The organism is Lysobacter sp. yr284 (genome assembly GCF_900107375.1).
Taxonomy (GTDB): Bacteria; Pseudomonadota; Gammaproteobacteria; order Xanthomonadales; family Xanthomonadaceae; genus Lysobacter.
This window is the reverse complement of record NZ_FNPT01000008.1, coordinates 56,958-78,436: the sequence shown is the minus strand read 5'-3', so window position 1 is coordinate 78,436 and position 21,479 is coordinate 56,958. Positions and strand designations below refer to the sequence as shown.

Annotated in this window: 20 protein-coding genes; 7 read left to right on the top strand and 13 right to left on the bottom strand. The window is 70.6% G+C overall.

The window, feature by feature from the left end; genetic code table 11:
* Window positions 1-32: 32 nt before the first annotated feature.
* The 3 genes from BLV01_RS14205 to BLV01_RS14195 all read right to left on the bottom strand — a co-directional run bounded on the left by BLV01_RS14205 (window position 33) and on the right by BLV01_RS14195 (window position 5,286).
* Entirely contained in the window at window positions 33-1,661 is a 1,629-nt protein-coding gene (locus tag BLV01_RS14205) for an FG-GAP repeat domain-containing protein (protein WP_139178692.1), read from the bottom strand.
* Window positions 1,662-1,889: 228 nt separating this feature from the next.
* Window positions 1,890-3,608: an FG-GAP repeat domain-containing protein gene (locus tag BLV01_RS14200; protein ID WP_091800738.1), complete on the bottom strand. Its 1,719-nt coding sequence runs from the start codon at window positions 3,606-3,608 to the stop codon at window positions 1,890-1,892.
* 34 nt (window positions 3,609-3,642) lie between these two features.
* The gene (locus tag BLV01_RS14195; protein WP_091800734.1) at window positions 3,643-5,286 is read right to left on the bottom strand and encodes an FG-GAP repeat domain-containing protein; all 1,644 of its coding nucleotides are present in this window, start codon (window positions 5,284-5,286) and stop codon (window positions 3,643-3,645) included.
* Between the two features lie 238 nt (window positions 5,287-5,524).
* On the opposite strand from BLV01_RS14195, the gene BLV01_RS14190 reads away from it, so the two are divergent.
* A complete protein-coding gene (locus BLV01_RS14190) occupies window positions 5,525-6,034 on the top strand; it encodes a hypothetical protein (protein ID WP_091800730.1) in 510 nt (169 codons plus the stop codon).
* Window positions 6,035-6,047: 13 nt separating this feature from the next.
* Here BLV01_RS14190 and BLV01_RS14185 read toward each other — a convergent pair whose 3' ends face one another.
* The 6 genes from BLV01_RS14185 to BLV01_RS14160 form a co-directional block, all read right to left on the bottom strand.
* Window positions 6,048-6,554: a SecDF P1 head subdomain-containing protein gene (locus BLV01_RS14185; RefSeq protein ID WP_091800727.1), complete on the bottom strand. Its 507-nt coding sequence runs from the start codon at window positions 6,552-6,554 to the stop codon at window positions 6,048-6,050.
* 6 nt (window positions 6,555-6,560) lie between these two features.
* Complete coding sequence (locus tag BLV01_RS14180; protein WP_091800724.1) at window positions 6,561-7,487, bottom strand: M14 family metallopeptidase; 927 nt, start codon at window positions 7,485-7,487, stop codon at window positions 6,561-6,563.
* 70 nt (window positions 7,488-7,557) lie between these two features.
* Complete coding sequence (locus tag BLV01_RS14175; protein ID WP_091800721.1) at window positions 7,558-7,980, bottom strand: YqaA family protein; 423 nt, start codon at window positions 7,978-7,980, stop codon at window positions 7,558-7,560.
* A 119-nt stretch (window positions 7,981-8,099) separates the two neighbouring features.
* On the bottom strand, window positions 8,100-8,417 hold the full coding sequence (locus tag BLV01_RS14170) for a hypothetical protein (protein ID WP_091800718.1): 318 nt from the start codon (window positions 8,415-8,417) through the stop codon (window positions 8,100-8,102).
* 342 nt (window positions 8,418-8,759) lie between these two features.
* Window positions 8,760-10,838, bottom strand: a complete 2,079-nt coding sequence (locus BLV01_RS14165; RefSeq protein WP_091800715.1) for a M13 family metallopeptidase — start codon at window positions 10,836-10,838, stop codon at window positions 8,760-8,762.
* 465 nt (window positions 10,839-11,303) lie between these two features.
* Window positions 11,304-11,867: a CGNR zinc finger domain-containing protein gene (locus tag BLV01_RS14160; RefSeq protein WP_091800712.1), complete on the bottom strand. Its 564-nt coding sequence runs from the start codon at window positions 11,865-11,867 to the stop codon at window positions 11,304-11,306.
* 129 nt (window positions 11,868-11,996) lie between these two features.
* Here BLV01_RS14160 and BLV01_RS14155 point away from each other — a divergent pair, with 129 nt between their 5' ends.
* Complete coding sequence (locus BLV01_RS14155) at window positions 11,997-12,872, top strand: alpha/beta fold hydrolase (protein WP_091800709.1); 876 nt, start codon at window positions 11,997-11,999, stop codon at window positions 12,870-12,872.
* A 119-nt stretch (window positions 12,873-12,991) separates the two neighbouring features.
* Here the strand turns inward: BLV01_RS14155 and BLV01_RS14150 are convergent, their stop codons facing one another.
* Complete coding sequence (locus BLV01_RS14150) at window positions 12,992-14,386, bottom strand: trypsin-like peptidase domain-containing protein (RefSeq protein WP_091800706.1); 1,395 nt, start codon at window positions 14,384-14,386, stop codon at window positions 12,992-12,994.
* A gap of 310 nt (window positions 14,387-14,696) precedes the next feature.
* On the opposite strand from BLV01_RS14150, the gene BLV01_RS14145 reads away from it, so the two are divergent.
* The gene (locus tag BLV01_RS14145; RefSeq protein WP_091800704.1) at window positions 14,697-15,539 is read left to right on the top strand and encodes a class I SAM-dependent methyltransferase; all 843 of its coding nucleotides are present in this window, start codon (window positions 14,697-14,699) and stop codon (window positions 15,537-15,539) included.
* A gap of 96 nt (window positions 15,540-15,635) precedes the next feature.
* Here the strand turns inward: BLV01_RS14145 and BLV01_RS14140 are convergent, their stop codons facing one another.
* On the bottom strand, window positions 15,636-15,881 hold the full coding sequence (locus tag BLV01_RS14140) for a hypothetical protein (protein ID WP_091800701.1): 246 nt from the start codon (window positions 15,879-15,881) through the stop codon (window positions 15,636-15,638).
* Window positions 15,882-16,106: 225 nt separating this feature from the next.
* Between BLV01_RS14140 and BLV01_RS25495 the strand changes: the two genes are divergently transcribed.
* From BLV01_RS25495 to BLV01_RS14120, 4 genes are all read left to right on the top strand, one after another.
* Window positions 16,107-16,766: a hypothetical protein gene (locus BLV01_RS25495; protein WP_139178691.1), complete on the top strand. Its 660-nt coding sequence runs from the start codon at window positions 16,107-16,109 to the stop codon at window positions 16,764-16,766.
* Between the two features lie 8 nt (window positions 16,767-16,774).
* Window positions 16,775-17,950 carry an XVIPCD domain-containing protein gene (locus BLV01_RS26300; protein ID WP_175485952.1) on the top strand — a complete coding sequence of 392 codons (1,176 nt, stop codon included), beginning with the start codon at window positions 16,775-16,777 and terminating at the stop codon, window positions 17,948-17,950.
* A 104-nt stretch (window positions 17,951-18,054) separates the two neighbouring features.
* Window positions 18,055-19,209 (top strand): nuclease-related domain-containing protein, encoded by a 1,155-nt coding sequence (locus tag BLV01_RS27120; protein WP_091800695.1) that lies wholly within the window; start codon window positions 18,055-18,057, stop codon window positions 19,207-19,209.
* 9 nt (window positions 19,210-19,218) lie between these two features.
* The gene (locus tag BLV01_RS14120) at window positions 19,219-19,461 is read left to right on the top strand and encodes a hypothetical protein (protein WP_091800692.1); all 243 of its coding nucleotides are present in this window, start codon (window positions 19,219-19,221) and stop codon (window positions 19,459-19,461) included.
* Window positions 19,462-19,530: 69 nt separating this feature from the next.
* Here BLV01_RS14120 and BLV01_RS14115 read toward each other — a convergent pair whose 3' ends face one another.
* Complete coding sequence (locus BLV01_RS14115; RefSeq protein ID WP_091800689.1) at window positions 19,531-19,737, bottom strand: hypothetical protein; 207 nt, start codon at window positions 19,735-19,737, stop codon at window positions 19,531-19,533.
* Between the two features lie 407 nt (window positions 19,738-20,144).
* Complete coding sequence (locus tag BLV01_RS14110) at window positions 20,145-21,464, bottom strand: S1 family peptidase (RefSeq protein WP_139178690.1); 1,320 nt, start codon at window positions 21,462-21,464, stop codon at window positions 20,145-20,147.
* Window positions 21,465-21,479 lie beyond the last annotated feature (15 nt).

Genomic DNA, 21,479 nt, shown 5'->3' with positions numbered 1-21,479 from the left:
GGCGCCGGTTTCGACACGACGCCGCGCCCGGATCAACGCAGTTGCAGACGCGGCGCGTGGGCGGACGCGCGCCCGGCCGCGACCGGGGCGCGCCGGCTCGAAGCCGGCGCCGGCCCGGCCTGCACCGGAGCGAGCGGCGAAGACGCCGCGACCAGCCGGCCCATGGCCGGCAGCGCCGCGGCCAGCGGCGCGCTCTGCTCGATCCGGCAATCCAGCGAACTGACCTGCGCCTGCGCGCAGCCGCTGCCGTAGAAGAACGCCAGCCCTTGATCGGACGCCGCCACCGCCACGTCGAGGCAGCCGTCGCCGTTGAAATCGCCGTAATCGATCTGGCGCAACGGCGACGAGAACTGCGGCAGGGTGCGCGAGCTGCCGTTCCATTGGCTCGCGGTCAGCGCGCCGGCGCGCTGCAGGTTGTAGCCCAGCGCGACCGCGCTGGGATCGTTGAACGCGTCGATCTGGCGCAGCGCGACCAGGTCGCTGCGCCCGTCGCCGTCGAAGTCGTCGACCATCGCGCGCGAGGTCGGCAGTTCCAGCGCCGGTATCGGCTGCGCCGCGGCGAAGCCGCCGCCGGGCTGCTGCGAGTACACCACCGAATACGCCTGCTGGGCGCTGACGACGGCCAGGTCCAGCCGCCGGTCGCCGTTGAAATCGCCGAGCGCCAGTTCCTTGACCGGCCCGATCGGGATCGCGTCGATCAACAGCGCCGGCGCGGCGAAGCCGCCCTGCGGCAAGTGCCGCAGCCACAACAGGCGGACCACGCCGCTCGCGTAGGCGGTCTCGGAGTAGACGATGTCGCGGCGGCCGTCGCCGTCGTAGTCGCGCACGCTCTCGATGCGCGGGTTGGTCCGCGGGAACGCGGCGATGCCGACTTCGCGGATTCCGCCGCGGCCGTCGCCGTACAGCGTGCGCAGGCGCCAGCATCCGTCCTGCGGCGGGACCGAACACTCCGGGGCCGAACTCATGCCGACCCCGACGATGTCCTGGTGGCCGTCGTGATCCACGTCGATCCCGGTCCAGCCGTCCACGCCGCTGTCGGGCTGGAACGGTTGCGGCGGCCTGAAGCCGCCGTGGCCGTCGGACAGCAGCACATTGGCCTCGTCCTGGGTGTTGCCGCCCTGCCCCGCCGCCCAGCGCTGGGTGACCATGTCCAGCGCGCCGTCGCCGTTGAGGTCGACCAGTAACAGACGCGTCGGCCGCGACAGGCTGTTCGGATAGCGCCAGACCAGCGGCGCAAAGCTCAGCCCGCCCTGCGGCTGCTGCAGGAACACCTGCAGGCTGTGATCCATGGTCGTGGCCACCACGTCGGCGCGGCCGTCGCCGTTGACGTCGCCGACCGCGACCGAAGCGAAATCGCTGTAACGCGTGGCGCTGCCGGGCAGGTTGGGCCGATAGCGCGCGGCTTCGGTCAGCGCGTAGCCGGCGTTGCCCGCGGCGGCCGCGCCTGCACGGTCCGGGCCGGCCGGCGCCGAGGCCGGCTGGCTGCGCGCGGGTGCCGGCGCGGCGCCCATGGCCGGCGTCGGCGTCTCGCGCGGCGGCTCGACCGATGCGGCCGCCGGCCCGCGCGTCCACGACCACGACCACGACCACGCCACGATCATGACGGCGACCAGCGCGCTGGCGCCCGCGCCGACCCACCCCTTCCAAGTCAGCCAATGCATCCGTGTTCCCCCTGAGGACTCGGACGGGACCGTCGCCGGCTGCCCCCACCCACCCGATCCGGTGGGTGTCGCAGCGTCGGTCGTCCCGCCGGCCGGCATCATATCGGCACGCGAACGAGAGCCGCCAGCCGCAGTGCGGCAACGCCGGCGCGAGGCCGGCGAGCGGGCCTCGCCGCGCCGTCGATGCGCTGAATGCGTCCCGCCGCGGCCTGCGCCGCGGCGGCGCGCTCAGGCCTTGCGCAGCTTGCGCAACATCCGCCAGTGGGTGCGCGTCGGCGCGGTGATCATGCGCTTGGGCCGCGAGGTCACCCGCCCGCGGGCCTGGGCCTGCCGGTTCGCGCCCTGCATCCGCATCGGCACGCGCAATTGCGCCTGCGCCTGCGGCTTGGACCACAGCGGCGGCGGCGCGACCCGCACCGGCGGCAGCGGCGTGACCGGCGCCGAGGCCGAGGCGGCCAGCGACGCCAACGATGCGGCCGGCGCCGACACGGCCTGCTCGATGCGGCAGTCGTCCGAGCGCATCGCGGCCTGGGCGCAGCCGCTGCCGTAATAGAACATCACGCCTTCGTAGTCCGCCGCGACCACCACGTCGCGGCAGCCGTCGCCGTTGAAGTCGCCGTGCGCGAGTTCGTTGCGGTGCCCGCCGATCTGGGTCGGCCCGTGCGAGGTGCCGTTCCATTGCGCCGGGGACAGCGCACCGTCGCGCTGCAGGTGATAGGCCAGCACGGCCTGGGGCTCCGGATCGTCGGACGCCCGTTGCACCGAGACCAGGTCGGTGCGGCCGTCGCCGTCGAAATCGGCGGCCAGCAACTGCGACTTCGCCGATCGCGCGGTATACGGCTGCGCCGCGGACAGGCCGCCGCCCGCCAGCTGCGCGTACACGTTGGCCGAGCCGTCGAGATAACCGCCCGTGGCGATGTCCGGGCGACCGTCGCCGTTGAAGTCGCCGACGGTCGCCTCCGGCGGTATGAACGCCGGCCACGAGCCGAGCAGCGTGGCCTCGCCGAGGCCTCCTTGCGGCAACTGCCGCCGCCACATCGCCCGGCGCATGCCGAACGGGGCGTCCGCGTCGGTGTAGACGAAATCGCGGCGGCCGTCGCCGTCGAAATCCACCGCGTCCACCACCTGCGCCACCGGCTTGCCCAGCGGCAGTTCGGCGGTTTCGCGGATGCCGCCCTGGCCGTCGCTGTAGCGCACGCGCAGGCGCGTGCAGTACGCGCCGGAGAGATCGGCGACGTCGGCGCATTCGCCCGCCACGCTGCCGCGGGTGACGATGGTGACGAGGTCGTCGAGGCCGTCCTGGTCGACGTCCATCGTGCTGCCGAGCATGGCGTCGCCGACCCATTGGCGCAGGCTCAGGCCGCCGTGGCCGTCGGACAGCAGCACGTTGAGCCCGGCGGCCAGCCCGGTGCTCTCGGAGCGATCGCGCGAGGCGAGGATGTCCAGGGCGCCGTCGGCGTTGAGATCGATCAACTGCAACTTCATCTGCCGGTAGAGCCCGTCGTGCGGGAAACGCCAGACCTGCGGCGACGACGGCAGTCCGCCCTGCGGCTGCTGCAGGAACACCTGCACGCTGTTGTCCTCGGCGGCCACCACCACATCGTCGCGGCCGTCGCCGTTGACGTCGCCGGCCACCGCCTGACCGAAGATCTGATAGCCCAGGTAGCCGATGCCGCCCTCGGCGACCGCCGGGCGGTAACGCGCCCCTTCGGTCAGGGCATAGCCGCCGGACTGCGTCGCAGCGCCGCCGCCGAGCGGCGCGTTCGCCGGCGTCGCGGCGCTCGCCGGACGCGGCGCGCCGCCGATGGCCGCGGGCGCGGCGTCCGCCGGGGTCTCCGCCCGCGGCGCCGGCGGCGCAGCCGTGTCCGGCGCGCGCCACCACAGCAACAGGCTCACCACGGCCAGCGGACCGGCACCGAGCCACAGTTTCCAACTCAATCCGCGCATCGTTCGTTTCTCCTTGAGTTCGCTGCGGCCAAGCTCAGCGTTCGAGCTGCCGCGCGAGCGCGCGCCAGGACGCGCGCGCCGGCGCGTGGCCGGTGCGGCCGGTGCGGCCGGCGGGCGCGGCCAGCGCCGCGGCGCGGCCGGCCGGGTGGGTCGCCGCCGGCACCGGGCTCGCCAGCGGCGCCGGCGCCGCGGCCGCCAACGGCGCGCTCTGCTCGATCCGGCAATCCTGCGAACTGACCGCGGCGTGCATGCAGCCGCTGCCGTAATAGATCATCAGCCCTTCGTAGTTGGCCCCCACCGCCACGTCGAGGCAGCCGTCGCCGTTGAAATCCCCGTGCGCCAGATCGCCCGCGCCGCGTATCTGGGTGAGGCCGTGCGAGGCGCCGTTCCATTGCGGCGCGCTCAACCCGCCGTTGCGCTGCAACTGGTAGGCCAGCACGTCCACGCCTTCGCCGACGCTGTCGGGATGCTGCACCGAAACCACGTCGGCCCGCCCGTCGCCGTCGAAATCGGCGACCTGCAATTCCGATTCCACCGTGAACGCCGGATACGGCTGCGGCGCGGCGAAGCTGCCGTCGGCCAGGCGCAGCGCCACGGTCGAGGTTCCGGCCTGGCGGGTGCCGGTGGCGATGTCGAGCCGGCGGTCGCCGTTGAAGTCGCCCAGCGCCACCGTCATCGACGGCCAGAGCGGGAGCGCCCCCAGCACCGCTTCCTCGCCGAGCCCGCCCTGCGGCAGCTGCCGGCGCCACGCCAAACGGCTGGAACCGACCGTCATCCCGTCGTGCGGGCGATAAATCAAGTCGCGGCGGCCGTCGCCGTCGAAGTCGAGCGTGTCCACCACCGCGGTCAGCGGCAGCCCCAGCGGCACGAAGGTGCTCTCGCGAAAGCCGCCGCGGCCGTCGCCGTACAGCGTGCGCAGCCAGCGGCAAAGCTCGCCGGCCAGGCGTCCGCAATCGGCGGGCGCGCCGGGACGATGGACCGCTCCGACGATGTCCTCATGGCCGTCCTGGTCCACGTCCATGGCATAGCCGATGCCGGCCTCGGCGGAGCCGGACGGCGGCACGGGCACCTGCCGCAACGCCAGTCCGCCGCGGCCGTCGGACAGCAACACGTTCAGCGACGGCGGCGGCGGGGTTTGCGGCACGAACGGCGGCTGGCTGACGATGTCCAGCGCGCCGTCGCCGTTGAGGTCGACCAGCATCGCCGAGGTCTGCTGAAGGCGGCCGCCGTTGGGGAAGGCCCATATCTGCGGCGGGAACGCGAGCCCGCCCTGGGGCTGCTGCACGAACACCTGGATCGTGCCGTCCTCGGTCATCGCGACCGCATCGTCGCGGCCGTCCCCGGTGACGTCGCCCGCCAGGACCGTGCCGAAGAGCTGGTAGCCCATGTACCCGAGGGCGGGATCGGCGATGGTCGGGCGGTAACGCGGACCTTCGGTCAGCGCATAGACGCCGCCGCTGTCGGCCGCCGCGGCCGGCCACGGCGCGGCCTGCGGCGCCGGCGAAGCGGACACGAACGCCGGCGCGCCGCCGACCGGCTCCTGTGCGGCCGGCGGCGCCGCGGCCTGTGCGACCGGCTGCGCGACCGCAGGCCCCTGTCGCCATACCGCCACGATCAGCGTCGCCACCAGCGCGGCCAAGCCCGCGCCGGTCCAAAGCTTCCAAGTCAGCCAACGCATCCGTGTTCCCCCTGAAATCCTGTCGGACCGGTGCCGCCCGTCCTGCGCGCACGGCATGCGCGGCAGCGACCGCCCTCGTCCGGCCGGGATCATATCGGGCCGACGATGGCAGCCGCCAGCCGCACCGCAGCGCTGCCGCCCGGCAGCGCCCCCGCACCGGCGCGTCCGGCGTTTGTGAATGCGCGGCGGCCGCAGCGCCGCCGATCTATAGTCGGCCACCGTCCCTGTGCGTATCGCCATGCCCGTCGTCGCCGAGTCCGAACGCCTGCCGCGCCTGCGCGCGCTGCCGCTGTCGCCGGCGCTGCTGGCGATGGCCGAAGGCCGCCTGCCGCATCCGCAGCTATGGCGGTGCCGCTCGGGCGACCCGTTCTACGTCTATCGCGGCGCCGGCGTCCCCGCCGGGCCGGAGCTGATCGCGCTGTGGGATTGGCATTCCTGGGCGCTCGGCGTGCGCGAACGGCCCGATGGCCTGGAGTTCCTGCGTTTCAGCATCGAGACGCCGGACCGACCCGAATGCCTGGCGCGCACCGAACAGGGCCTGTGGGCGCGGCTGTTCGATGCGATGTACGAGCACGACCTGGACCTCGACGAGCTCGCGGCGATCGCCGAAGCGGTGGGTTATCGCCATTGGCCGCTGCAACTGCGCAGCCGCGAACAGGCCGAGCCGCGCTTCGGCGACGGCCTGATGCATTCGCAATGGTTGGAAGAACTGGTCGCGGCGGTCGATGCCGCGGCCGCCCAGGACTGAGCGGCGCGCGCGTTTACTTCGCCGCAGTCAACTCGCGATGCAGCGCCTGCGCATCGCCCGGCGCCAGCCCGCCGATGCGCAGGCGGCCGCCGGGAATCTCGCCCTGGATGGTCGCCACGCTCACCGCCGTCGCGCCCACCACCACCGCCATGCGCTTGCCGAGGTTGTCGCGGGTGACCTGGGCCAGGCGCTGCGCGCCTTCCTCGTTCAAGCGCAGGTCCAGCGAGGCCTGGCCGTTTTCGTCGACGCTCAGCGCGACCTGGGCGACCTGACCGCGCGCGATCGCCGGCAGCGGTTTCAACGCGACGCGCGGTTGCTGGCCGGGAAACGGCCGCAGCACCGGCACGGTCCGCGCATCGGCCGCGTCGTCCTCGGCGACCAGGTAGAAAGCCACGTCGCCGCGCACCGGCTGCGCGCCCGACATCGGCTCGACGGTCCCGTCCGGCGCGCGCGCGCAACCGGCCGCGCCGAGCAGCGCCGCGCAGGCCAGGACCGTCGCCAGCGCCGTGCGCGCCTTCATCGCCGCTCAGCCCTGCGCCAGGGCGAAGTCGATCGCCGCGCGCACCGCCGCCGCCTGCGCCTGGTTGCATTGTTCCGGCGTGGCGCGCGGGCTGTCGGGATAGACCTCGGTGGTGGTGCGGTAGCGCGCGTCGGTGATGCCGGCGCACAGGCCGAGCTTGCGCACCGGGTAGTCGATGACGCCGCGCGCGACCACCGGCGAGCCGATGATCTCGCCGCGCGCGTCGGCCGGGGCGATGTGGGTGACCTTCTCGACCTCGGCGATGATCGCCTGCTGGAACTGCGGCTGCGGGTCTTCGCTGTCGCCGACCAGGTAGAAGCCGTCGGGAATCTCGCCCGGCTCGTACGGCTTGCCGTCGCGCGCGGCCAGCGCCGGGCGGAATTCGGATTCGTCGCTGTCGGTGGTCTCGTGCAGGTCGATGTGCATCCGCGTGCGCGCGCGCAGCGGCGCGGCCAGCGCCCACAACGCGGCCGATTCGCCGGCCGGGCTGTCGTCGCGGAACGAACGGTTCGGATCGATCGCCTCGGGATTCCAGCGATGGATGCGCTCGTACGCCCACGGGCTGACGCACGGCGCCACCAGCAGGTTGATGCGGCCGGCGTAGGCGCCGGCGTACTGGTCCAGGAACAGCAGCGCGCCATGCACGCCGCTGGTCTCGTAGCCATGCACGCCGCCGGTGACCAGCATCGTCGGCAGCGATTCGTCCCAGTTGCGGCTCTTCAGCGCGAACAGCGGGAAGCGGCCGTCGGCGCCGTAGTCGAGTTCGCCGTACTGGATTTTCTCGTAGCGCTCGCCCAGCCGCTCGATGACGCTCGCCACTTCCTCGAAATAGCTGCGGTGGCGGACCTGGCGCGAACGCCATTCGGCGACCTGCGCGGGGCCCCAGGGCTGGCCGGGGGTGCCGATGGGATAGAAGGCGACAGGCGTGTTCATGGCGGCGGCTCATGCTTGCAACGAGGAGGCCCGCACTTTAACACCCCCGCCTGCCCGCCTTCGCCGGCGCTCACGCCCAGCGCAAGGCCACCGCGGCCACCACGATGTAGCGCGCCAGCTTGGCGATGGTCACCAGCACCAGGAACGTCCGCAACGGCTCGCGCATCACCCCCGCGGCCAGGGTCAGCGGATCGCCGATCACCGGCACCCAACTCAGCAACAGGCTCCATTGCCCGTAGCGGCCGTACCAGGCCTGCGCGCGTTGCAGTTGCGCGGGCTTGACCGGGAACCAGCGGCGGTCGCCGAAGCGGGTCAGGCCGCGGCCCAGCCACCAGTTGACGGTCGAACCCAGCACGTTGCCGACGGTGGCGACGGCGACCAGCAGCCACGGCGGGTAGCCTTCGACGATCAGCGCCGCCAGCGCGGCTTCCGATTGCGCGGGCAGCAGCGTGGCGGCGATGAAGGCGATCAGGAACAGGCCGGGGTAAACCATCGCGGAATTCTAGCGGGACCTTCGCGCCCGCTTCGCCGGCGACGCGGACGGCGGCCGCGCGCAGGCCCGCTCGCCGCGCAACGAGGCCCATGCGCAGTCGCGAACGATGGCGGCCGGACTCACGGCGCCCGCTCGAGCACCTGCGAGGCCAGCACTTCGAACCGGGTCAGCCCCGTATCGGATTGCACCGACCACGGATGCCGGGTATCGACCTGCACCCGCCGCCGTCCCGACGCGTCCTCGCGCTCGCCCACACGTTCGCAGGCGATGGCGCCGGGCTGCGGGAACGCCGCATCGCCGCACAGCTGCGCCGACACGACCGGGGCCTTTTCCTCGAAGCGGTGCGCGCGCCCGTCCGCATCGATCAGGCGGCATTCGACCCAACCGGGAAAATCCTCGCGGGTACAGCGCAGCAATTCGACGATCAGGTAAGGCATCGGCACGCGGCTCGCGACGAACGCGGGCCAGTGTAGCGCGCCGCTGCACCGCCCTCGCCGGCTGCCATAGCGGCGGCGGTCGCGCGGCCGGACCAGTGTGCGCGGGCCGGGCTTGGCCTCGGGGTTGCGCCGGCGCTGGGTTTTCGCGGTCGCGGCTCGCGCCGCTCCTACAGGTAGCGCATGTGGGAGCGGCGCGAGCCGCGACCGCGCCGATCCAATTACGCCGCCACCTGCGTGCGCACAAAAAACAAAGGGCGGATCCGCAGCCTCGCCGGCCGACGAACCCGCCCCCGTCCGCAGCGCCCGGCCCGCCGCGGCGAGCCGTGCGCTACCGCAAGCGCATCACCAGATCCGCACGCGCTGCTCCGGCGCGATGTACATCGCATCGCCCGGCTTGACCTCGAACGCCGTGTACCACGGGTCGAAATTGCGCAGCGGCCCGTTGGCGCGGTACTGCGACGGCGAATGCGGGTTGGTCTTGATCTGGTTCAGCAGCGCCTCGTCGCGGTACTTGCCCTTCCAGATCTGGCCCCACGACAGGAAGAAGCGCTGGTCGCCGCTGAGCCCGTCGATCTTCGCCGCGGGCTTGCCGCCCAGGCTCAGCTGGTAGGCGGTGTAGGCCATCGACACGCCGCCCAGGTCGCCGATGTTCTCGCCCATGGTCAGCTGGCCGTTGACGCACTGGCCCGGCAGCGGGCAGAACGCGTCGTACTGCGCGCCCAGCGCCTTGGTCCGCTGCTCGAAGCGGCTGCGGTCCTGGTCGGTCCACCAGTTGCGCTGGATGCCGGCGAAGTCGGACTTGCTGCCCTGGTCGTCGAAGCCGTGGCCCATCTCATGGCCGATCACCGCGCCGATGCCGCCGTAGTTCACCGCCGCGTCGGCGTTGAGGTCGAAGAACGGCGCCTGCAGGATGCCGGCCGGGAACACGATCTCGTTGAAGGTCGAGTTGTAGTAGGCGTTGACCGTCTGCGGGGTCATGAACCACTCGTCGCGGTCGGTGCGGGTGCCGATCCGGCGCACCTGGTCGGCGCGCTGGTAGCGGCGCATCTGCAAGGTGTTGGCCATCAGGTCGCCCGGCACGATGCTGACGCTGGAGTAGTCGCGCCACTTGTCCGGATAGCCGACCTTGGGCCGGAAGCTGTCGAGCTTGCGGTAGGCCTCGGTCTTGGTGTCCGCGCCCATCCAGTCGATCTTCTCGATGTTGGCGCGCAGCGCCTTGCGCAGGTTCTCCACCAACTGCTGCATGGCCGCCTTGGCCTGCGGCGAGAAGTGGCGCTCCACGTACAGCTTGCCCATCGCATCGCCGAGCGCGTCGCTGCCGGTGACGGTGGCGACCGCGCGCTTCCAGTCGTCGCGCTGGGCCTTCTGGCCGCTCAGCACGGTGCCGTTGAAGGCGAAGGCCGCATCGTCGATCTCGCGGCTGAGCAGCGCGGCGTTGTTGCGCACGGCGTGGAAGGCCAGGTAATCGCGCCACACCGGCAGCGGGGTCTTGGCGACGGCGTCGATCACCGGCTGCACCGCGCTCGGGGTGGCGACGTTGACCTTGTCGATCGCCGGCATGCCCTGCGCCTTGAGCTGCGCGGCCCAGTCGTAGCCCGGGTACTGCTTGGCCAGTTCGGCGAAGCCGGACACGTTGTAGGTCTTGTCGCGGTTGCGCAACTGCGCGCGCTCCCACTGCGGCTTGGCCAGCGCGGTCTCCAGTTCCAGCACCGCCTGCGCGCGCGCCTTGGCGTCCTGGATCCCGGCGAAACCGAGCATGCGCTCGATGTGGGCGAGATAGGCGGTGCGGATGCCGACGAAGCGCGCGTCCGGGTTGAGGTAGTAATCGCGGTCCGGCAGGCCCAGGCCGCCGACGCGCAGGCCGACCAGGTAGCGGTCGGGGTCCTTGCGGTCGAGATCGACGCCGAAGCGCAGCGGCGCGTTGGTGCCGTCGAGGTCGACGTCGCCGAAGGCGGCGATCAGGGCGCCGGCGGAATCGATCTTCGCGATCTTGTCCAGCACCGGCCGCAGCGGCGCGATGCCGGCGGCGTCGCGCGCGGCGCGGTCCATGTAGCTGGCGTAGTAGTCGCGCAGCTTCTGCTGCTCGCTGCCCGGCGCCAGGTCCTTGCGCTTGACCAGCTCTTCGATGATCGCGTGCACGTCGGCTTCGGAATCGTCGCGCAGCTTGTTGAACGAACCGTAGGAGGTCTCGTAATCCTTCAACTGGTAGGTCGCCAGCCAGTGGCCGTTGACGTAGCGATTGAAGTCGTCGCCCGGCTTGACGCTGGTGTCGCGCGCGGTGAGGTCGACGCCGAAATCGCCGAGCACCGGCTTGCCGGCCGCGGGCGCGCCCTTGGACGCGGCGGCGCCGGCGGCGAATGCAGAGGGAGCGGCCAGCGCGGCGGCGAGCGCCAGGGTCAGGCTCAAGCGGGAGAGATTCATGGAGGTGCGGTCCCCGGTGGAAACCGCCGAGACTAGCGCAGGCGGCGGGGCGGTGTCGTGGGCCGTTGGTTTGGCCGGCCGACAGCCCGGCGCGGCAAAGCGGGCGCGCGTTGTCGGCATTCTTCGCGGGAACGATGGTGTGGAGGCATCGTCGCGCCCTCCGCCTACCGTCATGCCCGCGAACGCGGGCATCCAGGGCGTCATCGCGACACGACTCCGAAGTCTCTGGATTCCCGCCTTCGCGGGAATGACGGCGTGGAGGCATCGTCGTGAACCCCGGCTACCGTCATGCCCGCGGAGGCGGGCATCCAGGGCTTCAACGCGACATGGCTCCAGCGTCTTTCGCTGCCCGCGTCTACGCGGATGGCGCCAGCCAACATGCCCAGCCCTCGGCACGCGCAACCAAGTTGTCCGCTGAACGCGAGTACACGACCGGACGCTCCACCGCCTCGACGCGGCCGCCGCTCACCCGCCCCGCCGCTTGCGGAACTCGCTGACCTTATGCCGGTTCCCGCACAGCGCCATGGCGCACCAGCGGCGCCGGTGCGACTTGGTGGTGTCGTGGAACCACAGCACGCAGTCGCTGTGTTCGCACTGGCGCACCAGGGCGAAGTCGAGCTCGGCGAGCAACTGCGCCGCGGCCTCGCCCAGCGGCGCCAGCGCGCGCCAGGCGGGATCGCCGACGGCGGCGCGGCGCGCGGCGGCGCCGTCCTCGCCCGGTTCCAGCACCAGGTGGCTGTGCATCTGCGCCAGCAGCGCGTTGAGCGGCGCCAGGTCGGCCGGCCGGCCGTGCTTGCGCGCTTCCACCGCCGCGCGGATCGCCTCGCGCAGCGCGCGCGCACGCGCCGCCAGGTGCGGCGGCGGCGCCAGCGCGTAGCCGCCCGCGCGGCCCAGCCACGCGGCCGCGGCGGCATCGTCGGTCAGGTGCTCGATCAACGCGCCGTTCTCGAGGGTCAGCGTGTTGAGCAGGTCGAGCGCGGGCTGGCCGGCGATCAGCGGGGGCCAGTCGGTGGGCGTCGGGGTCGTCATCGGGCGGTGTCCTGTGAGCGGCCAATGTAACCATAAAAATAATATTTGACAAGTTACATCGGGTATGACTAGCCTTTTGTAACCCGAATTCAATTCGAATCAGGGTTACAACTTTCAGGAAACCTCCCCATGTCCTCCTCCCCGTTCCCGGTCCACCACCGTTACGTCGAAGCCGACGGCCTGCGCGTCTTCTACCGCGAGGCCGGCGACCCGAACGCCCCGACCCTGTTGCTGCTGCACGGCTTCCCGACCAGCTCGCTGATGTTCCGCGAACTGATCCAGCGGCTCGCCGGCCGCTTCCACCTCGTCGCCCCCGACCTGCCCGGCTTCGGCTTCACCCAAGTGCCGGACGCGCGCGGTTACGTCTACGGCTTCGACCACCTCGGCCGCACCCTGGAAGCCTTCGTCGACGCGCTCGACCTGCAGCGCTACGCGCTGTACGTGTTCGACTACGGCGCGCCGGCCGGCCTGCGCCTGGCCCTGGCCAAGCCCGATCGGGTGACCGGATTGATCTCGCAGAACGGCAACGCCTACCTGGAAGGCCTGGGCGAGGCCTGGGACCCGATGCGCCGCTACTGGGCCGACCCGAGCCCGGGCAATCGCGAGGCGCTGCGCCAGTTCCTGTCGCTGGAGGCGACCCGCTGGCAGTACGAGAACGGCGAGCCCGACCCGAGCCTGGTCGCGCCGGAGGCCTATCACCTGGATTACCTGCTGATGCAGCGCCCCGGCAACGCCGACATCCAGCTCGACCTGACCCTGGACTACGCCAACAACCTGACGCTGTACCCGCAGTTCCAGCAGTTCTTCCGCGAACGCCGGGTGCCGACGCTGGTGATCTGGGGCCGGCACGATCCGTTCTTCATCCCACCCGGCGCGCAGGCCTATCGCCGCGACAACCCCGACGCGCAGGTGGAACTGCTCGATGCGGGCCACTTCGCCCTGGCCACCCACGGCGCGCATATCGCCCGGCGCATCGAGGAAGTGTTCGGCGCCGCGCGCGGTTGAGCGCCGGCAACGGCGCAAACCCCGGCGCGCAACAAAAAGGCGCCGCGCGTACCGTCCGGGACGCGCGGCGCAACTTCACTCAGGGTGGGGTCGCGACGGGTCGGCCGCGACGATGGAACTCAGGGCGAGAAGTACGAGGACACGCTCGACCACACGCCGTCCAGGCGCGAGTACGCATCGGGCTGGTTCGGCCCCAGCTGCCCCTTCTTCTTGCACGCCGAGTAACCGCCGTACAGGCCGCCGCGCAGTTGGTAGTCGCCGTTGCCGGCGACGGTGAACAGGCCCGAGCCCGACGAACCGCCTTCGGTGACGCCGGCGCTCCACTTCACCTGGGTCAGCGGGCTGCGGCCGTCGAGCGAGGTCGACAGGCTGGTCACCGAACCCAACGAGTATTTCTTGAGATCGCCGGCCGGATGGTGGATGCCCTCGATCGAGGTGCCGGTCGAGGCCAGCGCGGCGCTGTTCCAGGCCGCGTAGTAGGCGCCCGCCGGCGGCGCGCTCTTGAGCTCCAGCAGCGAGGTGTCGCGGGTGGTGTCGGCGTGGCGCAGGTAGGCGCCGCCGGCCAGGGTCACCGCCGAGGCGCTGGCGGTGTCGTTGTTGCAGGCGGTGGCGTCGAAGAACCAGTAGGTCTGCAGGCTGTCGGCCTCGGCCTGGGTGCTGATGCAGTGCGCCGCGGTCCAGAACAGCTGGCGCTTGGGCGAGTTGCTGTTGTTGAGCAAGGTGCCGCTGCACAGATAGGAGCTGCCGCCGCTGGTGTAGACCATGCGCGCCACCGCCTTGCTCGCGGCCAGGAAGCCGGCCGACGGGCTCACCCGGCAGACGATGTCCTTCTCGCAGGCCTGGCTGGCGCCGACGCCGCTGGCCTTGGCGAGCTCGCGCGAGCTCGCGGCCGGGTCCACGTCCAGATGCGAGAGCTGCGGCACCTTGAGGCTGAAATCGTCCGCGCGCTGGCCCGGCGCGAGCACGATTTCCACGGTCAGGGTGTCGCCGGCCACGACCGGCGACCAGCCGGTGCCGGCCTTGGCGAACGCAAGGCCGTCCTGCGCGAACACGCGGCCGTCGTTGCCGGCGAAGCGCAGCGTCACCGCGCCCGCGTCGGCCTTGCCGTTCGCGCGCAGTTGCAGGCCGGCGCGCAGCGCTACGGCGTTGGTCGAGGTCAGGCTGAAGCGCGCGCCGCGCGAACCGTCGGCCAGGGTTTCCCAGTTCAAGCCGCCCAGGTCGATGCGGCTGCGGCCGACGGTGCGGGCCAGGCCCACCTGCAGCGGCTGGCCATGGCGGCCCTGCTCGATGCGCAACTGGCCGAGCGCGGCCGTGCTGGCCTGGCTCGGCAGGCCGAGATCGACGCTGCGGATCGTGCCGGCCTTGCCGGAGGTGGCGAAATCGACGGCGCCGAAGGCCTTGGCCAGCGGCGCGGCGGTGACCGGCTCGGCGCCCATTTCATCGGCGGCCGCGGCGAAGGCCACACCCGACAGACCGGCGAGCAGGGCCAGCGAAAGCAGATTCTTGCGGATCATGATCGAGTGTCTTCCTGGTAGCGGGCGGGCCGGGCGTCCCGACGCCGGTCCAGGGGATGCGCAAAATGCGTGGGACACAAGCGCAAACGCGTCCGCTCCGGCGGCTCCCTACCCTGCGCGCCGCAGCGCGCCGGCCGAAGCGGTTCAGATGCATGAAATCGCAAAGCGCATCGCAACCTTGAGGCGACGCAGTCCACGCTCGCGCTCATCGCTGGCTTGCCCGTGCGGGTCGGCGCGGCCAATCCGGCCCGTGCCCCCACGCGCGCCCATCCCCTTTATGCTTCCGCCTCCCCCGCTCCGGACCCCGCCCGTGCCGCACTACTCAGGCCCCTTGCTGACCCGCCCCGATGCCGAGGCCCTGCGCGCCGCGCGCGCCGCTGGCCTGGCGATCTGGAGCGGCTCGCTCGACCTGGGCCGCAGCCAGGGCGAAGCGCTGCTGGCGACCGACGGCTGGGACTGGCGCGGCCAGCGCTATCCCTATCCGGACGCGCTCAAAGACCGCACCATCTACTACTGGGACGGCGAAGGCTTCGCCGCGGTCTCGCGCTTCGCCGGCTCGCTGATCAAGCTGGTCCCGACCCAATGGGGCGCGCCGACGTTCGAGATCGACGGCATCAAGATGCTGCCCACCGCCAAGACCTCGCCGATCGACGACGCCCGCCGCAAGGTCGGCCTGATCGAAGCGCGCGGCAAGACCGTGCTCGACACCTGCGGCGGCCTGGGCTACTTCGCCGCCTGCTGCCTGGAGGCCGGCGCCGCGCGCATCGCGTCGTTCGAAAAGAACCCCAGCGTGCTGTGGCTGCGCACCCTCAACCCTTGGTCGCCCGACCCGGACGCGGCCGACAGCGGCGGCCGCCTGCAGCTGACCCACGCCGATGTAGCGCTCGCCATCGCCGCCCTGCCGTCGGCCGGATTCGACGCCCTGCTGCACGACCCGCCGCGCTTCGGCATCGCCGGCGAGCTGTACTCGCAAGCCTTCTACGACCAACTCGCGCGCGTGCTGCGGCGCGGCGGCCGGCTGTTCCACTACACCGGCAGCCCGAACAAGCTGACCACCGGGCGCGACGTGCCGCGCGAGGTCGCCAAGCGGCTGGAAAAATCCGGGTTCAAGGCCGAACTGGCGCTGGACGGCGTGCTCGCGGTGAAGCGCTGACCCTGGCGAGGCAAGCCGCGTCGCTGCCTGCGAGGCAGCGACGCCCTGTTCTTGCGCGCCATCGGCGACGCTGAGCGCCGCCGGCCCGAGGGCCGATCACGGCACCTCGCAACTCCAGATCGAATCGGCCAGCCACAGGTTGGCGCGGGTCACATGGCTGTACACCTCCTTCACCGGCGTGCCGCCTTGCGCCGTGCACTTGCCCATCGCATCGGCGCGCGCGTCCTGCATCGCGATGCCGGGGTCGTAGCTTTGGCCGTGGCCGCTGACGGTGATGGTGGCGGCGGTGGCGGCGATGGGGAGCAGCAGCGCCAGAGCACCGGCAATGAACTTGAACTTCATATCGCTCTCCTGCTTGGGTAGTCCGGGCATTCGATCTACACAGGAAGTCGATAGGCGTGAAGATCGAGTGAGCGCGGCATTAAGCGAACCTAGCGTCTCTTACGAAGCTCGTTGGCACAACAGTGATGCAACACCGGCATCTAAACAGGCCCGATTGCCCGGACCCGGCTTTATCGCCCAACCGGTCTGCTAGCATTTCGTCCTGCGCGCAATGGAGCTGCCTGCTTGGAATTTCATCCGCCACATCGCTCACGAAGCGCCCTGCCACTGGATGCTTCCACCCCTGCCTCCAAAACACCGAACCGGGGCGCCTGGCAAGGCGAAAACGCTGTTGGCGATGCGAAGTCCCAGCGCCGGAAGAGGCGTTCTTTGTTCGTCCTGGGTTTGGCGGTCGCGCTTCAGGCTTGCGGCGCATCGCATGAGGTCAAACCCACCCAGACCACGCCCGATGCCGCAACACCGCTTGCGCCCCATCCTCACTCGCCGACTTTCGAAGACATCTTGCATTGGGCGATGCAAGGCAAAAAGGGATGGGACAACATCGCATCCGGGCTGGCCGCAACCTTCGATCTCAAGCCATTGCCGGCGAACAGCTTGTATAGCGAAGGACCGGCCCGGCTCTCCGATGGCCGACTGTTGAGCTTCGCTTCGATAAGCCATCCGGCGAAACAGATCGACATCGGCGTCTCCGAGACCCCATGCGTTTCGCCAACCTGGGCCGCGGGCATCCTCGGCGCGAAACTGGACCCGGTGTACCAAGACGCCCACGGCATCGATCGCGGCCGAGTCTACGACGCAACCGCCAACGGCATGTTCGTGCGGATAAACACCACGCCGGAGACTTATCGCTGCGTCACCGCGATGCACATTTATCCAGCGGATTGAGGGCACGCATGGAGCCGGGCCAAGGAAGCAACCGCTCCGATTCATTGAAGGACCATCCCCAGTTTCAGTTGATGCCTCATCGAATACAGGACTGGGTGGCCGCCTCCCCAAACGCCACGGCGGCCTTCGCCGAATTCTTCGAGCGTCGAGGCAGATTCGAACCGACGGCCGACACCGGTCTTCCGTACTACAGGCCGTCCGACAAGCCTGCAATCGTCGTCGACGAGTCGCAATGGAATGGATTGAGAGAACCCGGCGCCGCCGAGTACCCCCAACGCCACCTCTTCGGCACCCTCGCCCACGAAATCGGGCACGACCGCTACAACACCGGCAACGTGTTGTTCAAAGGCGGCGGCGCCGACGACTACGTCCGCTACCGCGCAGAACTGGAAGCGCAGGCGATCTTCACCGCCTTCCCGATCTTCAAGGACCTGGAACGCGACCCCGCGTTCAAGAAGGACTTCCCGTTCAACTCCATCGGCTACCTCAACGGCATCGAACTGGCGCCGATGTACAAGCAATGGCGTGCGGGCGAACAAAGCGAGGAGGCGATCGTGGCGCGGATCGCCGCCCGCGTGCCGGATACGCCGTTCTCTCTCGGCAATCCGCCGCCGGATCTCGACCACGACGGCGCCGTCACCCACCGCGACGCCTACCTGCGCGATTACCAGCAGTTGATCCGCCAGCGGCCCGAACTCGCCGAGCCCGCTGCTGCGCAAACGCGGCTCGACTCGCAACCGGCACAGCACCTGGCTGCTGCAGACCGCGCGATGCTGGAGCGGATCAAGGACGGCAGCCTCAAGGCGCTGCAGGCCGCGGGCAAGTCCATCGATGAAGCGAGCCTCGACCGGCTGGGCCACGCGCTGCTGGCCGAGTGCAAGGACGCCCGCGACCGCTACCCCGCTGCGCGCGCCTACGCCTACGCCGCCAACGCCTTGAGCCGCGTGGACCATGTCGTACTGAGCAACGACGGTCAGAACCTTTTTGCCGTGGAAGGCCGGCTCGACGATCCGGCGCACAAACGGGCCATGGTCGGCGTCGCCGATGCCGCGCAGACGCCCGTGGCGCAATCGGACGGCAAACTCGCCGCGGCGCAGGCGCATATCGCCGCCGAGCAGGCGCAGCCTCAGCCGCTCCAAACCCGCGCCGTCGAACCGCCGCCGCAGGCGGTGGCCGCGCGCTGACGCCACGGCGCTCGGCCAGGCCCGGGCAAATCGCGTTTCCGCGCAGCCGGCCCTTCGCTTCCCCCAAGACCGGCGCTATCCTCCGCGCCAAGGAGGAACGCCACGTGCTGATCAAGACCAAGGACGACGATTCGGCTCTGCTCAAGGATCTGGAGCTACGCGCCAACGGCGCCGGCCCGGCCGCCAAGCAGGCCGCCACCGAACTGCGCATACGCCAAGCCGGACTCAAAGGCGAACGCGAATCGGCGTATCTCATCGATTTCCACTTCGAGCGCTCGCCCAACTGGGCGGTGATCCACGACCTGCGCCTGGAGCAGGGCGGCCGCGTCGCCCAGATCGACCACCTGCTGATCAATCGGCGGCTGGAGATCTACGTGCTGGAAACCAAGCACTTCCATGCCGGGTTCAAGATCACCGACGACGGCGAATTCCTGCGTTGGAACGCCTTCCGCAAGACTTACGAGGGCATGGCCTCGCCGCTGGAGCAGAACGAACGCCACATCGCCGTGCTGCGCGATGCGGTCGATTCGATCGAATGGCCGCAGCGCATGGGCCTGCGCATCGCACCGGTGTTCCATTCGCTGGTGCTGGTCGCGCCGACCGCGCGCATCGACCGGCCCAAGCATTTCGATTCCTCGCGGGTGATCAAGGCCGACCTGCTGCGCAAGCAGATCGACAAGGATTTCGCAGCCGACGGCGCGCTCATGGGCCTGCTCAAGACCACCGCCAAGCTGGTGTCCGGCGACACTGTCGCTGGGGTCGCGCGGCAGTTGGTCGCGATGCATCGTCCGCTGCGGCCTTCGCCGCGAGCCGAGCCTGAGCCGGTGCCGCACCGGCCTGCGAGCGCACCGACGTCGGCCTCGACAGCGCCTTCGCCCCAGCCGCCGCCCGTGCCGACGCAGCCGCCATCCGTCCCGCCTGCGCTCGCGCCTCCCGCACACAGACTCGAACCGACGCTCGTCGCGCGAATCACGCCGCCAGAGCCAATACCGACCCCGCCCCCACTGCCGCCGCCGTTGCCGGTGCGCGCGGTCGAAACCGAAGCCCCCGCTTGCAAAACCTGCCAGGGCGGCAACGGCGAAATCCTCTACGGGAAGTTCGGCTATTACTTCAAATGCGAAGGCTGCGGCGGCAACACGGCCATCCGCTTCGTCTGTCAGCCCGGCCACAAGCCGCGCCTGCGCAAGGACGGCCCGGCGTTCTATCGCGAATGCGCCGACTGCCAGAGCAGCGCGCTCTATCACCGCAACCGCGCCTGAGAGCGGAGCATGATCGCGATCCTGACCCTTCCGGTCCTGCTCTACCAGTTGCTGTTCGTGCTGGTCATGTACCTCGCCAGCCGCGTCAGCGCCAGGGCGATGCTGGTCGCCCTGATCTTGTGTCTGCTGTGGACAGCCACCCACCTGTTCTTTCTGCCGCTGGCCCTGGTCCAGAGCGCAGTGATCGGCATCAGCTACTGGTGGTTCATGAAGAAGCGCAAGCTGCGCGAAGCCCGCGCAGCCTCGGATTGACCGAAGACCGCAGCCGCCGACGGCCGCCACCGCTGCGGCATCGCGACCGTCGGTTGCCGCCCCTGCGCTTCAGTCCTTGCCTTCGTCCGGCGGATTCTCGCCCGGCAACGGCTGGTGCCCCACGCCCGGCGGCAGATCCGCGTTCTGCACGCGCTTGCGCTGCGCGCCTTCGCCGCTCGGCGGATTCTCGCCGGGCAGCGGTTGGTGCCCCTGGCCGTGCGGCGGTTTTTCGTTTTGCGTAGCCGCGGTCTTGCGGTCGTCGGCATGCGTGCCCATCGCGAAGTCCTCATGGCGGGCCGGCACGGAGCGCGCCGGATACCGCAGACTGCGACTGGTGCGGTTAACGCCTGGTCCAGCCGAACGGTCCACGACGTTCACAAGAATCGAATGCGCTGCGCCGGCCGCTGCCCGAGGATCGAACCGGCCTTACAGCGCTTCGCGCGTCCTCGCCTTCTCTTTACCGATACTCGCGCCGCGGTCGTCGCGACATCCGAACGCCTTGGCACGACAGTTGCGTCCGCGGGCCCTGGAATGGCGCCAGGCTCACCAATGGGCCAATGACGCAGCGCCGGTAACCGCCCGCCGTTCGCACCGGAACGCCGCGACCGCCGCCGGCAGCGGGCGGTTCATCGAGCGATCCAGGCGGCACGGCCCTGCCTGCAGGCGACGACCACCAACCGCGCTCACTGGGTCACCAACCCCAACTGATACTCGAGCAGAATCGGATTGATCGGCTGGAACCAGCTTTGCCGCTGGTCCTGCGGAATATCGCAATTGCTCCTGTCGGCGCGCGAAGAGGCGTTGCCCGAATGCACGCCCTGGGCCTGGCCCAGGCCGTCGATCCAGGCTCCGCCGGAATCGCCGCCTGCCGAGCACGCGTTGCTTTGGCTCAGGCCGTAGATGGCGCCCTCCGGATAGTTGACGGTGACCTGCGTGGCGGTGACCCAACCGCACTGGTAACCGCTGCCGCCGCCGGAGCGGCAGACCGGCGAGCCGACCGGCGCTTCCACGCTGCCGTGCACCGGCAGGAAGCCGCCCTGGTAGTCGGCGACCAGCGCGTACAGCGTCCAGAAGATCGAGGTGCGCACCCAGGCCTGGTCCTTGCCCGGAAACTGCGACGCCATGAAGACTCCGACCAGGACGCTCTCGCCATCCTTTTCCCAGACTTCCTTGCCCGGCTGCCCGCAGTGGCCCGCGGTGAGGAAACCCGGCACCGCGCCCTGCGTTACCGCGAAGGCGCCGGAGCACCACGAGGGGTGGCGGAAATAGACCATGCCGCCGAAGATCGACACGTTGGGCTGCGGGCGCTGCGACGAGACCTCCAGGCGCAGCACCGAAGCATCGGCGCCGCTCGCGGCGATCAGATCCGCTGCCTCGCGCTCGCCGCCACGGGCGATGCTGACGACGACGGCATTGCTGCGCGGATCCACGTACCACGATTGCAGGCCGGACAGGTCGCGCGACACGCCGGCGAAGCGCTTGCCGGCCACCGCCGCATCCAGACGCGCCTTGGCTGCCTGCAACGTCGCCAGGCGATGGCGCACGTAACGCAGTTCCGCCCCGGCCGGCAGGCTCACGCGACCCGCGCCGCTGCTGGCGACGACCCAGCGATAGCGGCCGGCCGCATCCGCTTCGATCCAGCTGCCGGCGTAGTCGCGGCCCATGCGCGCGCGCAAGGCCGCGCCCTGGCTCGCATGCAGCCGCTGGGCCTGCCAGGCGCTGGACAGTTGCGGCGCGGACAGCGCCAGTTCGCGCCGCATCGACGCGCTGGAGACGGCTTCGGACACAACGTCCCGAGCCAGCGCGGCGCTGGCCGCCGATGCCGGCATGGCCGCGATGCCCGCGCCTGCCAACGCTCCCGCCATGACGAAACACTTCGCCTTCATCGCCGCGCTCCTTGTGGTCTTGCTCCAGGGTCGGCTGGCAATGTGGCAAAGCCGCGCGATCGGATGCTGTGACCGCGTTAGCGCTGGGCGATGCAGGCTGCTGGCGCGGTCGCCCAAGCGCACGAAGCACGA

Coding starts and splice junctions, on each gene's coding strand:
- BLV01_RS14205 (WP_139178692.1), bottom strand. CDS start 1,661: ATGCATTGGCTGACTTGGAAGGGGTGGGTCGGCGCGGGCGCCAGCGCG.
- BLV01_RS14200 (WP_091800738.1), bottom strand. CDS start 3,608: ATGCGCGGATTGAGTTGGAAACTGTGGCTCGGTGCCGGTCCGCTGGCC.
- BLV01_RS14195 (WP_091800734.1), bottom strand. CDS start 5,286: ATGCGTTGGCTGACTTGGAAGCTTTGGACCGGCGCGGGCTTGGCCGCG.
- BLV01_RS14190 (WP_091800730.1), top strand. CDS start 5,525: ATGCCCGTCGTCGCCGAGTCCGAACGCCTGCCGCGCCTGCGCGCGCTG.
- BLV01_RS14185 (WP_091800727.1), bottom strand. CDS start 6,554: ATGAAGGCGCGCACGGCGCTGGCGACGGTCCTGGCCTGCGCGGCGCTG.
- BLV01_RS14180 (WP_091800724.1), bottom strand. CDS start 7,487: ATGAACACGCCTGTCGCCTTCTATCCCATCGGCACCCCCGGCCAGCCC.
- BLV01_RS14175 (WP_091800721.1), bottom strand. CDS start 7,980: ATGGTTTACCCCGGCCTGTTCCTGATCGCCTTCATCGCCGCCACGCTG.
- BLV01_RS14170 (WP_091800718.1), bottom strand. CDS start 8,417: ATGCCTTACCTGATCGTCGAATTGCTGCGCTGTACCCGCGAGGATTTT.
- BLV01_RS14165 (WP_091800715.1), bottom strand. CDS start 10,838: ATGAATCTCTCCCGCTTGAGCCTGACCCTGGCGCTCGCCGCCGCGCTG.
- BLV01_RS14160 (WP_091800712.1), bottom strand. CDS start 11,867: ATGACGACCCCGACGCCCACCGACTGGCCCCCGCTGATCGCCGGCCAG.
- BLV01_RS14155 (WP_091800709.1), top strand. CDS start 11,997: ATGTCCTCCTCCCCGTTCCCGGTCCACCACCGTTACGTCGAAGCCGAC.
- BLV01_RS14150 (WP_091800706.1), bottom strand. CDS start 14,386: ATGATCCGCAAGAATCTGCTTTCGCTGGCCCTGCTCGCCGGTCTGTCG.
- BLV01_RS14140 (WP_091800701.1), bottom strand. CDS start 15,881: ATGAAGTTCAAGTTCATTGCCGGTGCTCTGGCGCTGCTGCTCCCCATC.
- BLV01_RS26300 (WP_175485952.1), top strand. CDS start 16,775: ATGGAGCCGGGCCAAGGAAGCAACCGCTCCGATTCATTGAAGGACCAT.
- BLV01_RS14120 (WP_091800692.1), top strand. CDS start 19,219: ATGATCGCGATCCTGACCCTTCCGGTCCTGCTCTACCAGTTGCTGTTC.
- BLV01_RS14115 (WP_091800689.1), bottom strand. CDS start 19,737: ATGGGCACGCATGCCGACGACCGCAAGACCGCGGCTACGCAAAACGAA.